Source organism: Shinella sp. BE166 (genome assembly GCF_051201095.1).
GTDB lineage: Bacteria > Pseudomonadota > Alphaproteobacteria > Rhizobiales > Rhizobiaceae > Shinella > Shinella lacus.
In genome coordinates this window covers 243,626-259,473 of record NZ_JBPEHL010000007.1, presented here as the reverse complement: position 1 = coordinate 259,473, position 15,848 = coordinate 243,626, and the positions used below count along the sequence as shown (strand labels likewise).

Annotated in this window: 15 protein-coding genes and 1 riboswitch; of the genes, 7 read left to right on the top strand and 8 right to left on the bottom strand. The window is 65.0% G+C overall.

Features of this window, described 5'->3' with window-relative positions:
* Positions 1–11 precede the first annotated feature (11 nt).
* The gene (locus tag J2Y63_RS19430) at positions 12–527 is read left to right on the top strand and encodes a DUF523 domain-containing protein (protein ID WP_435267447.1); all 516 of its coding nucleotides are present in this window, start codon (positions 12–14) and stop codon (positions 525–527) included.
* A gap of 80 nt (positions 528–607) precedes the next feature.
* Here J2Y63_RS19430 and J2Y63_RS19425 read toward each other — a convergent pair whose 3' ends face one another.
* From J2Y63_RS19425 to J2Y63_RS19415, 3 genes are all read right to left on the bottom strand, one after another.
* Positions 608–1,084: a plant virulence effector HPE1-like domain-containing protein gene (locus J2Y63_RS19425; protein ID WP_435267446.1), complete on the bottom strand. Its 477-nt coding sequence runs from the start codon at positions 1,082–1,084 to the stop codon at positions 608–610.
* Between the two features lie 107 nt (positions 1,085–1,191).
* Positions 1,192–2,463 carry a phosphoribosylamine--glycine ligase gene (gene purD, locus J2Y63_RS19420; protein WP_435267445.1) on the bottom strand — a complete coding sequence of 424 codons (1,272 nt, stop codon included), beginning with the start codon at positions 2,461–2,463 and terminating at the stop codon, positions 1,192–1,194.
* Positions 2,464–2,538: 75 nt separating this feature from the next.
* Positions 2,539–2,778, bottom strand: coding sequence for a hypothetical protein (locus J2Y63_RS19415; protein ID WP_256118557.1), 240 nt, complete (start codon positions 2,776–2,778; stop codon positions 2,539–2,541).
* Positions 2,779–2,953: 175 nt separating this feature from the next.
* Between J2Y63_RS19415 and J2Y63_RS19410 the strand changes: the two genes are divergently transcribed.
* Positions 2,954–3,757, top strand: a complete 804-nt coding sequence (locus J2Y63_RS19410) for a MipA/OmpV family protein (protein WP_435267498.1) — start codon at positions 2,954–2,956, stop codon at positions 3,755–3,757.
* Positions 3,758–3,812: 55 nt separating this feature from the next.
* Entirely contained in the window at positions 3,813–4,766 is a 954-nt protein-coding gene (gene ubiA / locus J2Y63_RS19405) for a 4-hydroxybenzoate octaprenyltransferase (RefSeq protein WP_435267444.1), read from the top strand.
* 103 nt (positions 4,767–4,869) lie between these two features.
* On the opposite strand, the gene J2Y63_RS19400 is transcribed toward ubiA, so the two are convergent.
* Together J2Y63_RS19400 and J2Y63_RS19395 are read right to left on the bottom strand one after the other, a co-directional pair.
* Positions 4,870–5,040, bottom strand: a complete 171-nt coding sequence (locus J2Y63_RS19400) for a hypothetical protein (RefSeq protein ID WP_435267443.1) — start codon at positions 5,038–5,040, stop codon at positions 4,870–4,872.
* A gap of 166 nt (positions 5,041–5,206) precedes the next feature.
* Positions 5,207–5,770, bottom strand: a complete 564-nt coding sequence (locus tag J2Y63_RS19395; protein ID WP_435267442.1) for a DUF6101 family protein — start codon at positions 5,768–5,770, stop codon at positions 5,207–5,209.
* 284 nt (positions 5,771–6,054) lie between these two features.
* On the opposite strand from J2Y63_RS19395, the gene J2Y63_RS19390 reads away from it, so the two are divergent.
* Complete coding sequence (locus tag J2Y63_RS19390) at positions 6,055–8,637, top strand: DUF1217 domain-containing protein (RefSeq protein ID WP_435267441.1); 2,583 nt, start codon at positions 6,055–6,057, stop codon at positions 8,635–8,637.
* Here the strand turns inward: J2Y63_RS19390 and J2Y63_RS19385 are convergent.
* Together J2Y63_RS19385 and J2Y63_RS19380 are read right to left on the bottom strand one after the other, a co-directional pair.
* The gene (locus tag J2Y63_RS19385; RefSeq protein WP_435267440.1) at positions 8,634–10,064 is read right to left on the bottom strand and encodes an FAD-binding oxidoreductase; all 1,431 of its coding nucleotides are present in this window, start codon (positions 10,062–10,064) and stop codon (positions 8,634–8,636) included. The two genes, J2Y63_RS19390 and J2Y63_RS19385, sit on opposite strands and share 4 nt — an antisense overlap.
* A 10-nt stretch (positions 10,065–10,074) precedes the next feature.
* Positions 10,075–11,049 carry an L-threonylcarbamoyladenylate synthase gene (locus tag J2Y63_RS19380; RefSeq protein ID WP_435267439.1) on the bottom strand — a complete coding sequence of 325 codons (975 nt, stop codon included), beginning with the start codon at positions 11,047–11,049 and terminating at the stop codon, positions 10,075–10,077.
* A gap of 156 nt (positions 11,050–11,205) precedes the next feature.
* On the opposite strand from J2Y63_RS19380, the gene J2Y63_RS19375 reads away from it, so the two are divergent.
* Positions 11,206–12,261: a diguanylate cyclase domain-containing protein gene (locus tag J2Y63_RS19375; protein ID WP_435267438.1), complete on the top strand. Its 1,056-nt coding sequence runs from the start codon at positions 11,206–11,208 to the stop codon at positions 12,259–12,261.
* On the opposite strand, the gene J2Y63_RS19370 is transcribed toward J2Y63_RS19375, so the two are convergent.
* The gene (locus J2Y63_RS19370) at positions 12,258–12,863 is read right to left on the bottom strand and encodes a DUF6656 family protein (RefSeq protein ID WP_435267437.1); all 606 of its coding nucleotides are present in this window, start codon (positions 12,861–12,863) and stop codon (positions 12,258–12,260) included. The genes J2Y63_RS19375 and J2Y63_RS19370 overlap by 4 nt on opposite strands.
* Positions 12,864–13,163: 300 nt before the next feature.
* Positions 13,164–13,393, top strand: a riboswitch (cobalamin riboswitch).
* Positions 13,394–13,501: 108 nt separating this feature from the next.
* Between J2Y63_RS19370 and J2Y63_RS19365 the strand changes: the two genes are divergently transcribed.
* Together J2Y63_RS19365 and J2Y63_RS19360 are read left to right on the top strand one after the other, a co-directional pair.
* On the top strand, positions 13,502–14,746 hold the full coding sequence (locus J2Y63_RS19365) for an aromatic ring-hydroxylating oxygenase subunit alpha (protein ID WP_435267436.1): 1,245 nt from the start codon (positions 13,502–13,504) through the stop codon (positions 14,744–14,746).
* 1 nt (position 14,747) lies between these two features.
* Entirely contained in the window at positions 14,748–15,845 is a 1,098-nt protein-coding gene (locus J2Y63_RS19360; protein WP_435267435.1) for a 2Fe-2S iron-sulfur cluster-binding protein, read from the top strand.
* Positions 15,846–15,848: the final 3 nt, after the last annotated feature.

The following is a 15,848-nucleotide window of genomic DNA, read 5'->3' as shown; positions in this document are numbered from 1 at the left end:
AAAGGGTGCTGATGCCGGGGAAAATCCTCATCAGCGCCTGCCTTGCCGGCCTGCCGGTCCGCTACAACGGGTCGGCGAAACCGCTCCTGCATGACGCCGTCGATCGCTGGCGGTCGGAGCGACGGCTGGTGACGCTCTGTCCGGAGCTTGCCGGCGGCTTCCAGGTGCCGCGTCCGCCGGCGGAGATCGAAGCGGGTCTCGACGGCGAGGACGTGCTCGAAGGGCGGGCGCGCGTGCTTGAAATCTCGGGCGGGGATGTTTCGGCGGCCTATATCGACGGCGCGCGCATCGCGCTCGATGTGGCGCGGGAAAACGGCTGCTCGCATGCGCTCTTGATCGACGGCAGCCCGTCCTGCGGCTCCGGCTTCGTCTATGACGGCAGCTTTTCAGGTATCAGGCACGCGGGGCAGGGGGTGACGGCAGCGCTGTTGCGCCGAAACGGCATCGCCGTCTATTCCGACCGTGAGGTCGACCAACTCGTCAGCGATTTGGGAGAGGCCGGCCGACACGATTGCGCCCCCGCTTGAGGTCAGGGGCGCAAAACGTCCGCTTTCGCGGATTCCTGTCAGCCTGGAGGGACTGAGAGGCAGGGGTCTGCAGTATGCGGTCAGTTGAGCCGAAGTTCAAACCCTGCCGGATCAAACTCCCGTGAAGTCGCCATCGCGGCCGTCGCCGCGTTATGGGCGGCGGTTCCGTCGAGCGCGCCTGTCTTGGCGCCCGCATCGACGGTTTCCGTTGCCGTCGCCTTCTCGTCCAGCGGCGTTTCGGCGTCGGCAGCCTGCACCGTCTCGGCCGGGGCCTTGCTCACGAAGAGCACGGGCGAGCCGCCCATCCAGGCTTCCGTGCGGAACATCTTGCGCTCGCCGTTCTGCTCGCGGATCTCCACCTTCTGCGTGCCGGGCTCGATGGCGTCGACATGGTAGGTGGCGGATTTGGCCTTCGGCTTCAGCGCCGGGCAATCCTCGCAGCGGATCGTCGCGACGCTGGTGCCGTCGGCGGTGGCGCTGGCAAGCGGTTCGATCGAACCCGCAAAGGCCGGGGCGGCGAGAAGCATCAGGACAAGGGTCGGCAGCAGGGTACGCATGAAACGGTTCTCCCTCAGGGTTGAGGGAAGAATAGCGCCCGCCGGTTACGGTCCCGTCAGGGGAAATGGTAAACTTTGAACGACCACGCGTTTTTTATGGGCGGGATTCAGCCGTTTTCACGCTCGACGGCGCGCCAGCCGATGTCGCGGCGGCAGAAGCCGTTTTCCCATTCGACCCGGTCGAGCGCCTGGTAAGCCGCCTTTTGCGCCTCGGCGACAGTCGGTGCGACGGCCGTGACATTGAGCACGCGCCCGCCGGTCGCGACGAGCTGGCCATCTTTCAGGCCTGTGCCGGCATGAAACACTTTCGTGGCGGCGTCGTCGGCCGGCAGCGAGAGGATCGGCGTGTTCTTCTCGTAGGCGCCAGGATACCCCTTTGAGGCCATGACGACGGTGAGCGCCGGAGCGTCCCGCCAGGCGGCGGAAACCGTGTCGAGCCGGCCGGTCGCGGCGGCATGCAGGATGGGCAGCAGGTCGCTTTCGAGCCTCATCATCAGCACCTGGCATTCCGGATCGCCGAACCGCACATTGTATTCGATCAGCTCGGGGCCTTTGGCGGTGATCATCAACCCGGCGAAGAGCACGCCCTGGAACGCATGGCCATCCGCCGCCATGCCGCGGATCGTTGGCTCGATGATCTCCTGCATGGTGCGCGCCACCATCTCGGGCGTCATGACGGGGGCCGGAGAATAGGCGCCCATGCCGCCGGTGTTCGGGCCGGTATCGCCGTCGCCGACGCGCTTGTGGTCCTGCGCGGAGGCCAGCGGCAGCGCGTTCACACCGTCGCAGAGGCAGAAGAAGCTCGCCTCCTCGCCGTCGAGGAAGGCTTCCACCACGACTTCCGCACCCGCCGCGCCAAAGGCGCCATCAAAGCAGTCGGCAACGGCGGCTAGCGCCTCGTCGAGCGTCATGGCGACCGTCACGCCCTTGCCGGCGGCAAGCCCGTCGGCCTTGATGACGATCGGTGCACCCTGCGCCTCGATATAGGCCCTGGCGGCGGCGGCATCGGTGAAGCGCTGATAGGCGCCGGTCGGGATGTCGTATTTGGCGCAGAGGTCCTTGGTGAAGCCCTTGGAGCCTTCGAGCTGGGCCGCGGCCGCCGAGGGGCCGAAGACATCGATGCCGTCAGCGCGAAGCGCATCGGCAATGCCCGCGACGAGCGGCGCTTCCGGCCCGACCACCACGAATGTCACGCCGTTTTCCTTGCAGAAGGCAGAGACGGCGGCGTGGTCGTCGATGTCAAGGGAGACGAGCGTCGCGCATTCGGCGATGCCGGGATTGCCGGGGGCGGCATAAAGCGTGGTGAGGAGGGGGGATTGCGCCAGCTTCCAGGCCAGCGCGTGCTCGCGTCCGCCCGATCCGATCAACAGAACCTTCATGCCCATACCCTCGATCCGTGCTTGGTTGTTGGCGGGTTAAGGGGATGGGGATGAAAGGTCAAGGGTTGCGCGGCTTCAGAGCGTCGCCGCACCCTTTTCCGGTGTGCCCCGGCCGAGATTTTCGAGCTCGGTGTCGATCAGGTGCACGTCCTCGTACCAGCCGTCATCCTCCACCATCGCGCTTTCGCTGGCGGCGCGTTGCAGGGCGCGGGCCTCGGTGCGCAGCTTTTCCAGCTGGGCGATCTTCTCCTTGCGCGAAAGCCCCTCGTCGGAGCGGATTGCCTGCAGCTTCAGTTCCATCGTGCTGACGGTCATCGGGAAACTCCTTGTTTCATCACGCGGAAAACGCAGACTGGGGCGAATCGTTCCTACGGGCCGCCCCGGCGGATGGTTAGCGAAACGGTAATGAAAGGGGGCTAATGTTGACGCAATCAAAGGTTTCGGCAGCCCGCGGCGGGCCTGCCGGTGAAGCGAGGATTGTGTTTTGAGTATCCGTGTTTCGACCGCAATGACTGCGGCCGCTCTCCTTTTTGCGCCTGTTTCGGCCCTTGCCGGCGAAGGCGGTTATTTCTGGTCGGGGGATTGGTATCTGAAGGTCGGCGCTGCCGGCTTTGCCGCGCCGCGCTACGAGGGCGCGAAAAAATACCTGTTCCAGGTCACCCCGATGATCTCGCTCGGCAAGGCCGGCAGCACGGTGCGTTTCTCCTCGCGCAACGACAACCCGTCCTTCGCGCTGATCGACAATGGCGGTTTTCGTGCGGGCGCCACCGGCAAGCTCATCATGCCGCGCGACGACGACGATTCGAAGGACCTGCGCGGCCTGACGCCGGTGAAGTTCGGCGGCGAACTCGGCGGCTTCGCAGAAGCTTACCCGACCGACTGGCTGCGCGTGCGCGGCGAAGTGCGCCACGGCATCCGCAGCCATGACGGCATCGTCGCCGATGTCGCGGCAGACGCCTTCGTCGACGTGCGGCCGGACGTGCGCATTTCCGCCGGTCCCCGCGTAACGCTCGCCTCGAACGACTATATGGACACCTATTACGGCGTGAACCGCAACCAGGTCGCCAAATCCGACCTCGCCGCCTACGATCCGGACGGCGGCATCCATTCCGTCGGCGCGGGTGCGGCGATCACCTGGCAGGTCAACGAGAAGATCGAGACGAGCGCCTTTGCCGAATACAAGCGCATCGTCGGCGACGCGGCCAAGTCCAGCCTGGTCAAAGAGCGCGGCGACCGCGACCAGCTTCTGATCGGCCTGTCCGCCACCTACCGCTTCGATTTTACGGTGCCTTGAGCGCTGCGGCACCGCGCCGGCTTGACCCGCGCGGTGCCGCTTGCGATTGAGGGATATGATCAGCTCTCCCTCCGATTCCGGCCGCGTCGCCGACGCGCCGTCCAGAAACTGGGTCTACCGCGTGCTGCCGCGCGGCGCCTGGCCCTATGCGCAGCTCGCGCGCTGGGACCGGCCGATCGGCTGGCAGCTCCTGCTTCTGCCCTGCCTCTGGTCGACGGCTCTGGCGGCCAATGTCTCGGCAGCGATCGGCACCTTCGATACGGTGCGCTTCCTCACGCAGCTCTTCCTGTTTTTCGTCGGTGCCGTCGCCATGCGCGGCGCCGGCTGCACCTATAACGACCTCGTCGACCACGAGATTGACCAGGCCGTCGCCCGCACCCGCTCGCGCCCGCTGCCGTCCGGCCGCGTCACGCGCCGGCAGGCGAAGATCTTCATGGGCCTGCAGGCCCTCGTCGGCCTCGTCGTGCTCCTGCAGTTCAATCTCTTCACGATCCTGCTCGGCGTCGCCTCGCTCGCCATCGTCGCGATCTATCCCTTCGCCAAGCGCTTTACCGACTGGCCGCAATTCTTCCTCGGCATGGCCTTTTCCTGGGGCGCGCTGATGGGCTGGGCGGCGGAATTCGCGGAAGTGTCGAGCGCCTCCGTCGCGCTCTACATCGCCGCCATTGCCTGGACGATCGGCTACGACACGATCTACGCCCACCAGGACAAGGAAGACGATGCGCTGATCGGCGTGCGCTCTACCGCGCGCCTGTTCGGCGAGCGCACGGCGCAATGGCTGATCGGCCTCTACGGCCTGACCGTCGTGCTGGTCGCGCTGTCCTTCTGGCTCGCCGGCATCGGCCTCGTCGCCTGGCTCGGCCTCGCCATCGCCGCCCTCATGCTCGCCTGGCAGATCGCCACCCTCGACATCGACGACCCGGAACAGTGCCTGGCACTCTTCAAGTTCAACGGCATCGTCGGCCTCTGCCTCTTCCTGGCCCTGACGATCGCGATCCCGTTTGCCTGACCTCTAGAGCATTTCCGCTTTTCTTCGAATCGCGAAAACGCTCTCTCTTTGTTCTTACGCAATTCCGGACGCAAAACCGCTACGCACTTTTGCTGGAATTGCTTTAACGGTGCCGCGGCGCCCTTGCGCCCGTCTGCGGACGATCTTCCAGGCGGCGGAGGATGGAGGGGTGCGGGGCGATCTCGAAGCCGCGGCGCGGCGGGCGGGCGCGCTCGGTGGTGGCGCTCTCGACGGTGCGGATGCGGCCGAGGAGGGTGGTGATGAACTTTGCCATGGCGATCTGTCCCTTGCTTCGCGGTGCCGGTCTGGACCGGTCTGTTGGAAGCTGTTTCCCACGATGGCGGCGTGAAAAGTGTTCCTGAGGGAACAGGGGGACGGACACGAAAAAGCCGGCCGCAGGGGACGGCCGGCTTCTTGGAGGTCATTCTTTCATTGCAGGCTCAACTGCGGGCGGTGATCTCCCGGCCGTTGATCTTCATCTGCACGCCGAGCTTGCCGGTCGTGCGGCGCACGAGGAAGCGCGGGCGGCGGTCCGCAAAGAAGGAGTGGCGGCGGCGCGGTTTTGCCGGGCGGGCGCCGACCGTCAGGTTGTCGTCGAGCGGCCGGGCGATGCCGTCGGCCTCGACCATCAGCATGGGAATGCGATAGGCCTCGGCCCAGCTGCGCCAGTCGGCGGCGATATCGCAGAGATCGTGCGCCACGAGCAGCGGGATGCAGAGGTCCGGGTCGTCGTGGTGCAGTTCGAGGGTGACGGTGACCTGGCCGTTGCCGTGATCGATGGCGCGGGCGGCCACGCCCTTGAAGGCGCGGGGCGGCAGGGCTATCGAGAGCGGCAGGCCGCTCGACGGCAGCACCTTGCGCAGCACGGCGCCGCGTTCGTCGAGCGTGATCGTGGCATTGGTTCCCTCGGCGCGCAGCTCGAATGTCACCTGCTGCGGGAAGCGCTTGGGGTCGAGCCGGAGCGTGGTGCCGGCCCAGGCCGGCTTGGAAACGGTATTCAGCATGTCTTTCGCCCTTGTTTTCCTTGAGAGCCGGTGTCCGGTCTTCTCATCGGGACTTTTCGTCCTCTGAGGGCGAGAATAGGCGCGGCCCCTTCCGAGCCGCTTAAAAATTGCGGTTAAGAAAACTTTGCAGTTCCTGATGGTTAGCAAAACTCCACGGCGCAGGGTTTAGGAGAGGTGAACGCGGGCCGGCCAATCTGTGCCACGCCCCCGACAGGCCGGGACAAGCCTCGCGCGCGAAAGTGGCATCTGATCGGCCTGCCCGCGCCCGGAAAAGAGAGCTTTCGATGCTGTCCACCTATACGAGTTACAACCTCATCACGCGCGACATGCTGACGTCGCTGGACCGCACGGCGAACGAAACGACCAATGCGCGCGACACCGCCTATTACAAGGAGGCGATCGGCAAGGTCACCTCGGTCGACGAGTTCCTCGACGACTACCGGCTCTATTCCTACGCCATGAAAGCCCACGGCCTGGAGGAGATGACCTACGCCAAGGCCTTCATGCGCAAGGTGCTGGAAAGCGACCTCTCCGATGCCAACAGCTTCGTCAACCTGTTGACCGACGAACGCTACCGCACCTTCGCCAATGCCTTCAGCTTCGAGGCCTCGACGGCCGCCACGGCGCAGACCGAAGTGCAGCTTGACGAGATCATCGGGCTCTATTCCTCGACTGCCGCCAATGCCGGCACGGCGATCAAGGAGGAAACGCGTTATTACGATGCCGTCATCGACGGCGTGACGAGCGTCGACCAATTGCTGAACAACGACCGCCTGCGCAACTACATGCTGACGGCCTTCGGCATCAATGCGGATACCTATTCGCGCCAGACGATCCGCAACGTGCTGACGAGCGACCTCGACGATCCGAACAGCTTCTTCAACACCCAGTTCGGCGGCCGGGCGGCGGATGCCCTGGCGGCGCGCCAGGCGGCAAGCGACGCGCTGGAGCCGCTGGAACTGCGCGAATCCCATCTGAAGCGCATCACCAAACTGCAAACCGACATTCCCGCCATGCAGACGCGCATCACGGCGCTGGAAGCCGAGATCGCCACGCTCTCCACCAATCCGAACGGCCTGCCGGCTGCGGAGCTGGAGGAAATCATCGACGGCAAGCGGGCGGAGATCACGCTCTTCCAGACCCGGCGGGCGGAATACCAGACGGAGCTGGCGGACAAGCAGGTCGCCGTCGCCGATCTCGATGCGGTGCTCGTTCCGCGCTCGCAGGCTGCCGCGCGCATCGCTGCGCTGAAGGCGGAGATCGCCAGCCAGAACGGCGTGCTTGCCAATGTCGACAAATACCAAGTGCTCGCCTCCGCCTATAATTTCGAAACGGATGGCACGGCGGTCGCCGGCACGGTGCAGACCGACAGCCAGAAGACCAGCACGAAGGAGCTTTACACGCTCTCCAATCCGCGCGTGACGACGGCGGCGGCGTTGATCCACCGGGACTATTTCGAAAGCCGGATCGGCAGCATCACCACGGCCGACGAGATCGCCAACGACCCGCGCCTGGTCTCCTATCTCAAGGTCGCCTTCGGGCTCGACAAGCCCGCCGTCACCAACCTGACGATCCGCAACATCATCGAGAGCGATCCGGACCCGAACAATCCGACGAGCTACATCAACCTGTTCGGCGGTTCCAGCAAGGAGCAGTACAAGGCGCTGCGCGCCGCGTTCAACTTCCAGCAGGACGGCACGCTTGCGCCCGGCGACACGCCGCAGACGGCCGCACAGACAACCACGACCGCCAACAACTACATGATCCGCTACAACGACGTCGACGACGAGGCGGACGAACTCGCGGTCAACCGCTTCAAGAGCCAGATCGGCGCGGTGAAGACCGTGCAGGATTTCGTCGGCGAGGCGACCATCTACGACTTCGCGTTGAAAGCCTTCGGCCTCGATCCGGCCAAGGTCACGCCGCTGACGATCAAGAACGTGTTGAAAAGCGACCTCAACGATCCGAGGAGCTATGTGTACCAGCTGAAGGACGAGCGCTACGTCGAACTCGCCAAGGCGTTCAATTTCGGGTCGGACGGCAACATCACCGTGCCGAAGCTGGCACAATCCGAGGCCGAGATCCTGGTGATGTCGCGCGCCTATGTGGTGGAGAAATCCCGTTTCGGAACGGAGGACGACCGCACGCTCGCCGAGGAAGAGGCGAAATATTACTCCGTGCAGATGCAGAAGGTGGAATCGGTCAAGGAATTCCTCGCCGACCCGCGCCTCGTCGCCTTCGTGCTGACGGCCAACGGCATCGATCCGGAAAGCGTCGACGCCGAGTTCATGGCAAAGATCTTCACCTCCGACCTCGACGACCCCAAGAGCTTCGTCAACCAGCAGGCCGATCGCGACTACCGCAAGCTTGTCGCCTCGTTCAACTTCAATGCCGAGGGCCTGGTCGAGCGTCCGGACGACGCGCAGATCCAGTCGCGCCGCGGCATCTACGAGACGCTCGACAGCTATGTGCGCCAGAAACTGGAAGAGGAGGCCGGCAACGACAATGCCGGCGTGCGCCTGGCGCTCTATTTCGAGCGCAAGGCGGAAACCATCTCAAGCCCCTACGACCTGCTCGCCGACGATGCGCTGTTCGAGGTCTTCAAGACGATCTACCAGCTTCCGGATGAAATCGGCAGCGCCGATATCGACGCCCAGGCCAGCATGATCGAGCGCTATCTGGAACTTGAGTATCTGCAGGACCCGGAGAAGGTCTCCAAGATGATCGTCAAGTTCGCCGTGCTCTACGACCTGGACAACCAGACCACCGTCGATCCGGCCCTGTCGGTGCTGAACGGCACCGGCTCCGCCGGCATCAGCGCCGACCTGATGATGTCGCTGGCACAACTGCGCACCGGCGGCTCCTAAACCTTGACGACCTTGCCGGGATTCATGATGCCGGCGGGGTCGAAGGAGCGTTTCACCCGTCGCATCAGGTCCATCTCGATCGGCTCGCGCACCGCGGCCAGTTCGTCCCGCTTCAGCTGGCCGATGCCGTGTTCGGCGGAAATCGAGCCGTTGTAGGAGAGCACGATGCCGTGCACGAGGTGGTTGATCTCGCTCCAGCGGTCGAGGAACGCCTGCTTGTCGGCGCCGACGGGCTGCGAGATGTTGTAGTGGATGTTGCCGTCGCCCATATGGCCGAAGGAGCAGATGCGCGCGCCCGGAATGGCCGCCATCACCGCCGCATCCGCCTCAGCCATGAAGGCCGGAATGGCCGAGACCGGCACGGAGACGTCGTGCTTGATCGAGCCGCCCTCGGGCTTTTGCGCCGGCGACATGTTTTCGCGCATGTGCCAGAGCGCCCGGCGCTGCTCCTCGCTCGAGGCAATCACCGCATCCTCCACCAGCCCCGCCTCGATGCCTTCGGACAGCAGCGATTCCATCATGCGCGTCGCCGTTTCCGCGGCATCCGAGGTCGAGATGTCGACCAGCACATACCAGTCGTGCGGGCTGGCGAGCGGATCGCGCACGCCGGGAATGTGGCGCGTGGTGAACTCGACGCCGAGACGCGGCATAAGTTCGAAGCCGGTAAGGGCATGGCCGCAGCGGCTGGAGGCGCGTTCGAAAAGGGTGAGCGCGTCCGCGACGGATTTCACCCCGGCAAAGGCCACCTCATGGCCGAGCGGCCTCGGAAAGAGCTTGAGAACCGCCCCTGTGATGACGCCGAGCGTGCCTTCCGCGCCGATAAAGAGGTCGCGCAGGTCGTAACCCGTATTGTCCTTCTTGAGGCGGCGCAGCCCGTTCCAGACCTCGCCGGTCGGCAGCACGACTTCCAGCCCGAGGCAGAGCTGGCGCATGTTGCCATAGGCGAGCACCGCGGTGCCGCCGGCATTGGTGGAAAGGTTGCCGCCGATCTGGCAGGAGCCTTCCGAGCCAAGCGACAGCGGAAACAGCCGGTCGACCGCCTCGGCCGCTTTCTGGATCTCCGCCAGCACCGCGCCGCCATCGGCGACGATGACATTGCCGACCGGATCGACATCGCGGATGCGGTTGAGGCGCGACAGCGACAGCACGACATCGGCTTCACCTTCGCGCGGCGCTGCACCGCCGACATGGCCGGTATTGCCGCCCTGGGGCACGATCGCCGTGCGTGTCTCGGTCGCGAGCGCAAGGATGGCGGAAACCTCGGCGACCGAACCGGGGCGCAGCACCAGCGGCGACGTGCCGTGGTAGAGCCCGCGGCTTTCGACGAGATAGGGCGCGATATCCCGGTCCTTGACAAGCGCATAGGCCGGGCCGGTGATGGCGGCGAAGCGGGCGATGAGATCGGGGGATAGCTTTGCCTGGACCATCGTGTTTCCTTTATCCGCGGGGTGCGGCGGCGCGCTGTAAACGGTCGTTGATCGCCTCGCCGAGGCCGGTCGAGGGGATCGGCGAAAAGGCGATGGCGGCAGCACCCGTCGCATCCGCCTGTTTCATATAGCCGAAGAGATTGGCGGCCGCCTCCGCGAGATCGCCGTCCGGGCTCAGATCCAGCACGAGCGTCGCGTCGGCCTCGCCGGGCAGCGGCGTGCCGCCGAAGCGGATCAGCACCTCGCCCGGCCGCACCTCGCGGGCATCGAGTCGCACGGGTGCATCGGGCGCATAATGCGAGGCGAGCATGCCCGGCGCCTCGATCGTCGCGCCGGCCTTGTCGTTGCGCAGCACCGGGCGGCCGGTAACGCGTTCGACCTCTGCGGCATCGAGCCCACCGGGGCGGAGCAGCCGGATCGTCTCGCCCTCGACCTTGAGGATGGTGGATTCGAGCCCCACGACGGCAGGCCCGGCATCCAGCACCAGCTCCAGCTTCGCGCCAAAATCCTCGGCGACATGACGGGCGGTGGTCGGGCTGATGCGCCCGGACGTATTGGCGCTCGGGGCCGCCAGCGGCCGGCCGAAGGCGGCGAGCAGCCGGCTCGAAAAACCCGTCGGTACGCGGATGCCGACGGTGTCCAGCCCGGCGCGGGCGAGTGGATGGATTGCGCTGTCCGGCCGGATCGGCAGCACCAGCGTCAGCGGGCCGGGCCAGAAGGCCTCGGCGATCTGCCGCGAGAGGGGATCGAAGATGGCATGCCGTTCCGCCATGGCTAGATCGGCCATGTGGCAGATCAGCGGATTGAAACGCGGCCGGCCCTTCATTTCATAGATGCGGGTGATGGCCAGCGGATTGGTGGCGTCGGCGGCGAGGCCATAGACCGTCTCGGTGGGAATGGCGACCGGCACGCCGCGGCTGAGCACCTCGCACGCCCGGGCAAGCCCTGCCTCCGGTTCCGTCCGCGTATCCACGATATCTGCCATCTCACCCTTCCGTCGCTCCCGGCCTCCTTTACCGTTCTTTGCCGCGAAATGCCAAGGGCCGGCGGTTTGCCTAAAATGCAAGCGACCCGATTAGAGCCACCGAAAGCGGGCGCTGTTACGAAGGGGTGAAAAGTCCCGCACACAGGTCCCGCATTGATGGCTCACAAGAAATCCTCGACGACCGATATCGCGCTCCGCGTTGCAACGGCCATGAAGCAGATGGGCATCGACGGCCTGCCGCGCAATTACGAGCTGGTCTACGAGGCCTATGCCGGTGCCAACCCGGATCTGGTGCGCGATTTCATCGCGCTCGGCAAATACAAGACGCAGGCCGCCCTCGACGAACTCGGGCGCAAGTACCTGCCGCACCAGCATGAGGCGAGCGTGCTGCAACGCTCCGCCGGTGCGATCAGCAGCGAGATGGGCAATTTCATGGAGCTGCTCAGCCAGGAGCGCTCGTCGCTGTCCGACTACGGCCGCCTGATCGGCGAGGCCTCGCAGGTCATCCGCAGTGCGGCGGGCGAGGGCGCGCTCGGCTCGTCGCTCGAAGCTTTGCAGCGGGCGACCGAGCTGCGTGTCACCCACACGGCGGAAATGGCGGAAAAGGTCGCCGCGCAGTCGGCCGTCATGGACGGCATCCAGAAGGAGATGGCGGAGTTCGAGGTGATGAAATTCGTCGATCCGCCGACCAAGCTCGGCAACCGCCGCGCCTTCAACAAGGCGCTCGCCCGCATCTATTCCAATCCGGACCTGCCGATGCTGTGCGGCGTCGCCGTCGCGGAGGTCGATGCCGACCGTCGCTTCTCACCCGCGCAGATAGAAGCCCTGTCCGAGCATCTCGTGAGCTTTTACGGCGGGCTGATCCGCCAGGTCTTCCCGGCCGGCGAGCTTGCCGTGCGCATCGATGGCCTGCGTTTCGGCTTTCTGTTCCACACCGCCGACGAAAGCGAAGCGACGCGGCTGATCGACCTGCTGCGTGCCGCCTTCCAGACGATGGCGCTGCGCGATCCGCGCACCGGCCGCAACCTCGGCCACCTGACCCTTTCGGCCGGTGTCTGCATGTCGGACCGCGCCGACAGCGCGCTCGACCTGTCGTCCGCCTGCGAGCGGGCGCTTGCGGAGGCTAAGGGCGCGGGCGGTGATCTCGTGATCGTCTACGGCCGCGGTGATGAAGTGCCGGCTGGCAAGGAATGGCTGCTCTATCGGGCCTAGATCGCGCGGATGATCTTGCGGAGCGCCTCGTCGCGCGCGCCGAGCATCAGCACGTTCTTCATGGCAAGGGCCGGGTCGTCCGTGCGAAAAATCACGCCGTTGCCGCGCACTTTGCGATCGATCCGCAGGCGGCCTTCCTCCTCGCCCGGCACGATGGCGACGGCGAAATACATGCGGCCCGGCTTCTGCGAAATGCCGGCGAAGAACTGCTCCTCGTCGCCGATGTCGGCAAAGAAGTTCGCCATGTAGAAGGCCCATTGCACGCTCTCGAATTCGGCAAAGCGCGAATTGGCGACGGTGATGTGGCAATAGCCGAGATGCGGCGTGTTGGCGAGCGTGCGGTGGAAGATCAGCTTTGGAAACTGGATCGAGCGGTGGAAGCTGTTGATGCGGTCGTGGGTGACCGTGCCCGCCCGTTCGAGCTTGCGGCCCGTGCGCTCGGCCACCTCCTGGTAGGTGAGGTAGCGCTTCTCGCTCGGCAGCCAGTCGAGGTTGCGATCGATGCGGCCGGTGCGCAGGAATTCCGTGTGCACGGCGGATTTGGGCGGGTTCGCGCGCTTGTAGGCGACGGCGTCGTAATATCGGAACTTCGTCTGCTGCACCTGGCGAGCACCCCATCCTAGCGCCTTGATCGCTGGGAAGTTTATGCAAACGACGTTAAACAATCCTTTCCGGTCCGCTCCCCATTCCTCGCAGGCAAGGGCACCGGGTCGCAATATGACAAGAGTATGATCGTGGGCAGCAAACTGCCGAGGGGATGGGCACCCTGCCGCAAAGCTAGGCATATCACCCTGACATATATGCAGAAATCTTGCCGCCCCGCTTTTTAACCACGCAAAAATCCTGTCGCCAAATCATGATGGCATGTCGTTTTTCGACATGTCGCGCGACGATTCTTGCGGTTAGATAAGCACACTCAAGGTGCCACGCTCCCGAAAGGAGCCTGGAGAATTGGGAAGCCGGTTAAAATCCGGCGCTGCCCCCGCAACGGTGTTGGAGCAAGACGCGGCATACGTCACTGGACGGGAGGTCTGGGAAGGCGCCGCGACGGTTCGAAGAGGAATGACCCGACAAGGTCATGCCACGCAGAACGCTCCTCAGCCCGGAAACCAGCCTGGAGAAACGATCGTGACTGGCTGCGGCGGGCGGCTGGGAAGCGTGCATTCGGTGCGGTTCGCTGCCCGGATGCCGTCTTCTTCCGTGCGCCTCAGCCCCAATTTAGATTATCCGAGGATCCGGCATGGACATTCGCAGCGACGTGCTCCGCAAGCTCAAGAACCGGCGCGATGGCTACAGCCTCGAGCAGGCCTTCTACATCGACCCCGACCATTACAAGCTCGACATGGAGACGATCTGGTATCGCGACTGGCTGTTCATCGGCCATGATTGCGAGATCCCCAAGGCCGGCAATTATTTCACCGTCCAGGTCGGCGATTATCCCGTCGTCATCACGCGCGACCGCAAGGGCACGGTGCGCGCGCTGCACAATTCCTGTCGCCACCGCGGCTCGCGCGTCTGCAACCAGCAGAAGGGAACGTCGGCAAAACTCGTCTGTCCCTATCACCAGTGGACCTACGAACTCGACGGCTCGCTGCTCTTCGCCCGCCACATGGCGGAGGATTTCGACAAGACGCAGCACAGCCTGAAGCCGATCCACTGCGAGACCGTCGGCGGCTACATCTTCATCTGCCTGGCCGACCAGGCGCCGGATTTCTCCGCCTTCCGCAACCTGGTCGAGCCCTATCTCGCCCGCCATCGTCTCGGCGAAACCAAGGTCGCCTTCGAAAGCACGATCATCGAGAAGGGCAACTGGAAGCTCGTCTGGGAAAACAACCGCGAGTGCTACCACTGCGCCGCCAATCATCCGGAACTCTGCCGCACCTATCCGGAAGCCCCTAGCGCCACCGGCGTGCAGGGCGCCAAGGACGATCCGGTGATCGCCGAGCACTGGGCGAAGTGCGAGGCGGTGGGCCTGCCGAGCGAGTTCAGGATGTCGCCGACGGGCCAGTTCCGCGCCGCGCGCATGCCGCTCATCCAGGACGCCGAGAGCTACACCATGTCCGGTGCGCGCGCCGTCCAGCGCCCGCTGTCGAGCGATGTGCTGGAAAGCCATATCGGCACGCTGCTGCTCTTCCACTATCCGACGACGTGGAACCATGTGCTGGCCGACCACGCCATCACCTTCCGCGTCATCCCGCTCGGCCCCGAGCTGACGCAGGTCACCACCAAGTGGCTCGTCAACAAGGATGCGGTGGAAGGCATCGACTATCGCCTCGACGAGCTCACCCATGTCTGGACCGAGACCAACGACCAGGATCGTCGGATCGTCGAGGAAAATGCCTTCGGCATCCGCTCGCCCGCCTACCAGCCCGGCCCCTATTCGCCGGAGGACGAGGGCGGCGTCATGCAGTTCGTCGAATGGTACGCCAACTTCATGATCGAACGGCTCGACGGCGCCAAAAAGCCGCTCTCGCGGGTGGCCTGACATGACGGTCGCGAGCCATTTCCACCATTTCGACGAACTCCATCCGTGGAACGATCGCCAGCACCTGCTGGAATGCATCGCCGTGACGGCGGAGACGACGGATGTGATGACCTTCACCTTCCGCTCGGATCGCGACAACTGGTTCCGCTATCTGCCGGGCCAGTTCGTCACGCTGGAACTGCCGGTGGCGCCGGACGATCCGGTGATGCGCACCTATACGCTGTCCTCGACGCCCTCGCGCCCCTTCGCCGTCTCCGTGACGGTGAAGGTGCAGAAGAACTCGATCGGCACGCGCTGGATGTTCGACAACCTGCGCCCCGGCGTGAAGCTCAAGGCCTTCGGCCCGCTCGGCGATTTTTCCTTCGTGCGCTATCCGGCGGAAAAGTACCTGTTCATTTCGGCCGGCTCCGGCGTGACGCCGATGATGTCGATGACGCGTTGGATGTCTGACTGCGCGCCGCAGTCGGATGTCGCCTTCGTCACCTGCGCGCGCAAGCCGGAGGACCTGCTGTTCAAGGCGGAGCTCGAATGTCTCGCCGCCCACATGCCGAACCTCGCGCTCGGCTTCGTGGTCGAGGGCCACAATCCGCGCGACGGCTGGCATGGCCTGCGCGGCCGCATCGATGCCGCCCGCCTCTCGCTGCTCGCTCCGGACTTCCGCGACCGAACCGTCTTCTGCTGCGGCCCGGAACCGTTCATGCGCGGCGTGCGGGACATGCTGAAGGTCTGCGGCTTCAACATGGAACGCTACCACGAGGAGAGCTTCCAGCCGGCCGCTGCCCCCGCGCCCGAAGAGCTCGCCATTCGCGGCGGTGCGGGCGAAGTGGACGCCGAGGCGATCTCGACCGTCACCTTCACCATGGCCGGCAAGGACGCCAAATGCCCGCCCGGCCAGACCATCCTGCAAACCGCCCGCGCAGCCGGCGTGCGCATCGGCGCGGCCTGCGAGGGCGGCCTCTGCGGCACCTGCCGGGTCATGAAAGTCTCCGGCGAGGTCGACATGCGCCACAACGGCGGCATCCTCGACGACGAAATCGAGGAAGGCTACATCCTCGCCTGCTGCTCGCGGCCGATCGGGGATGTGTCGATCGAGGCGTAAAAC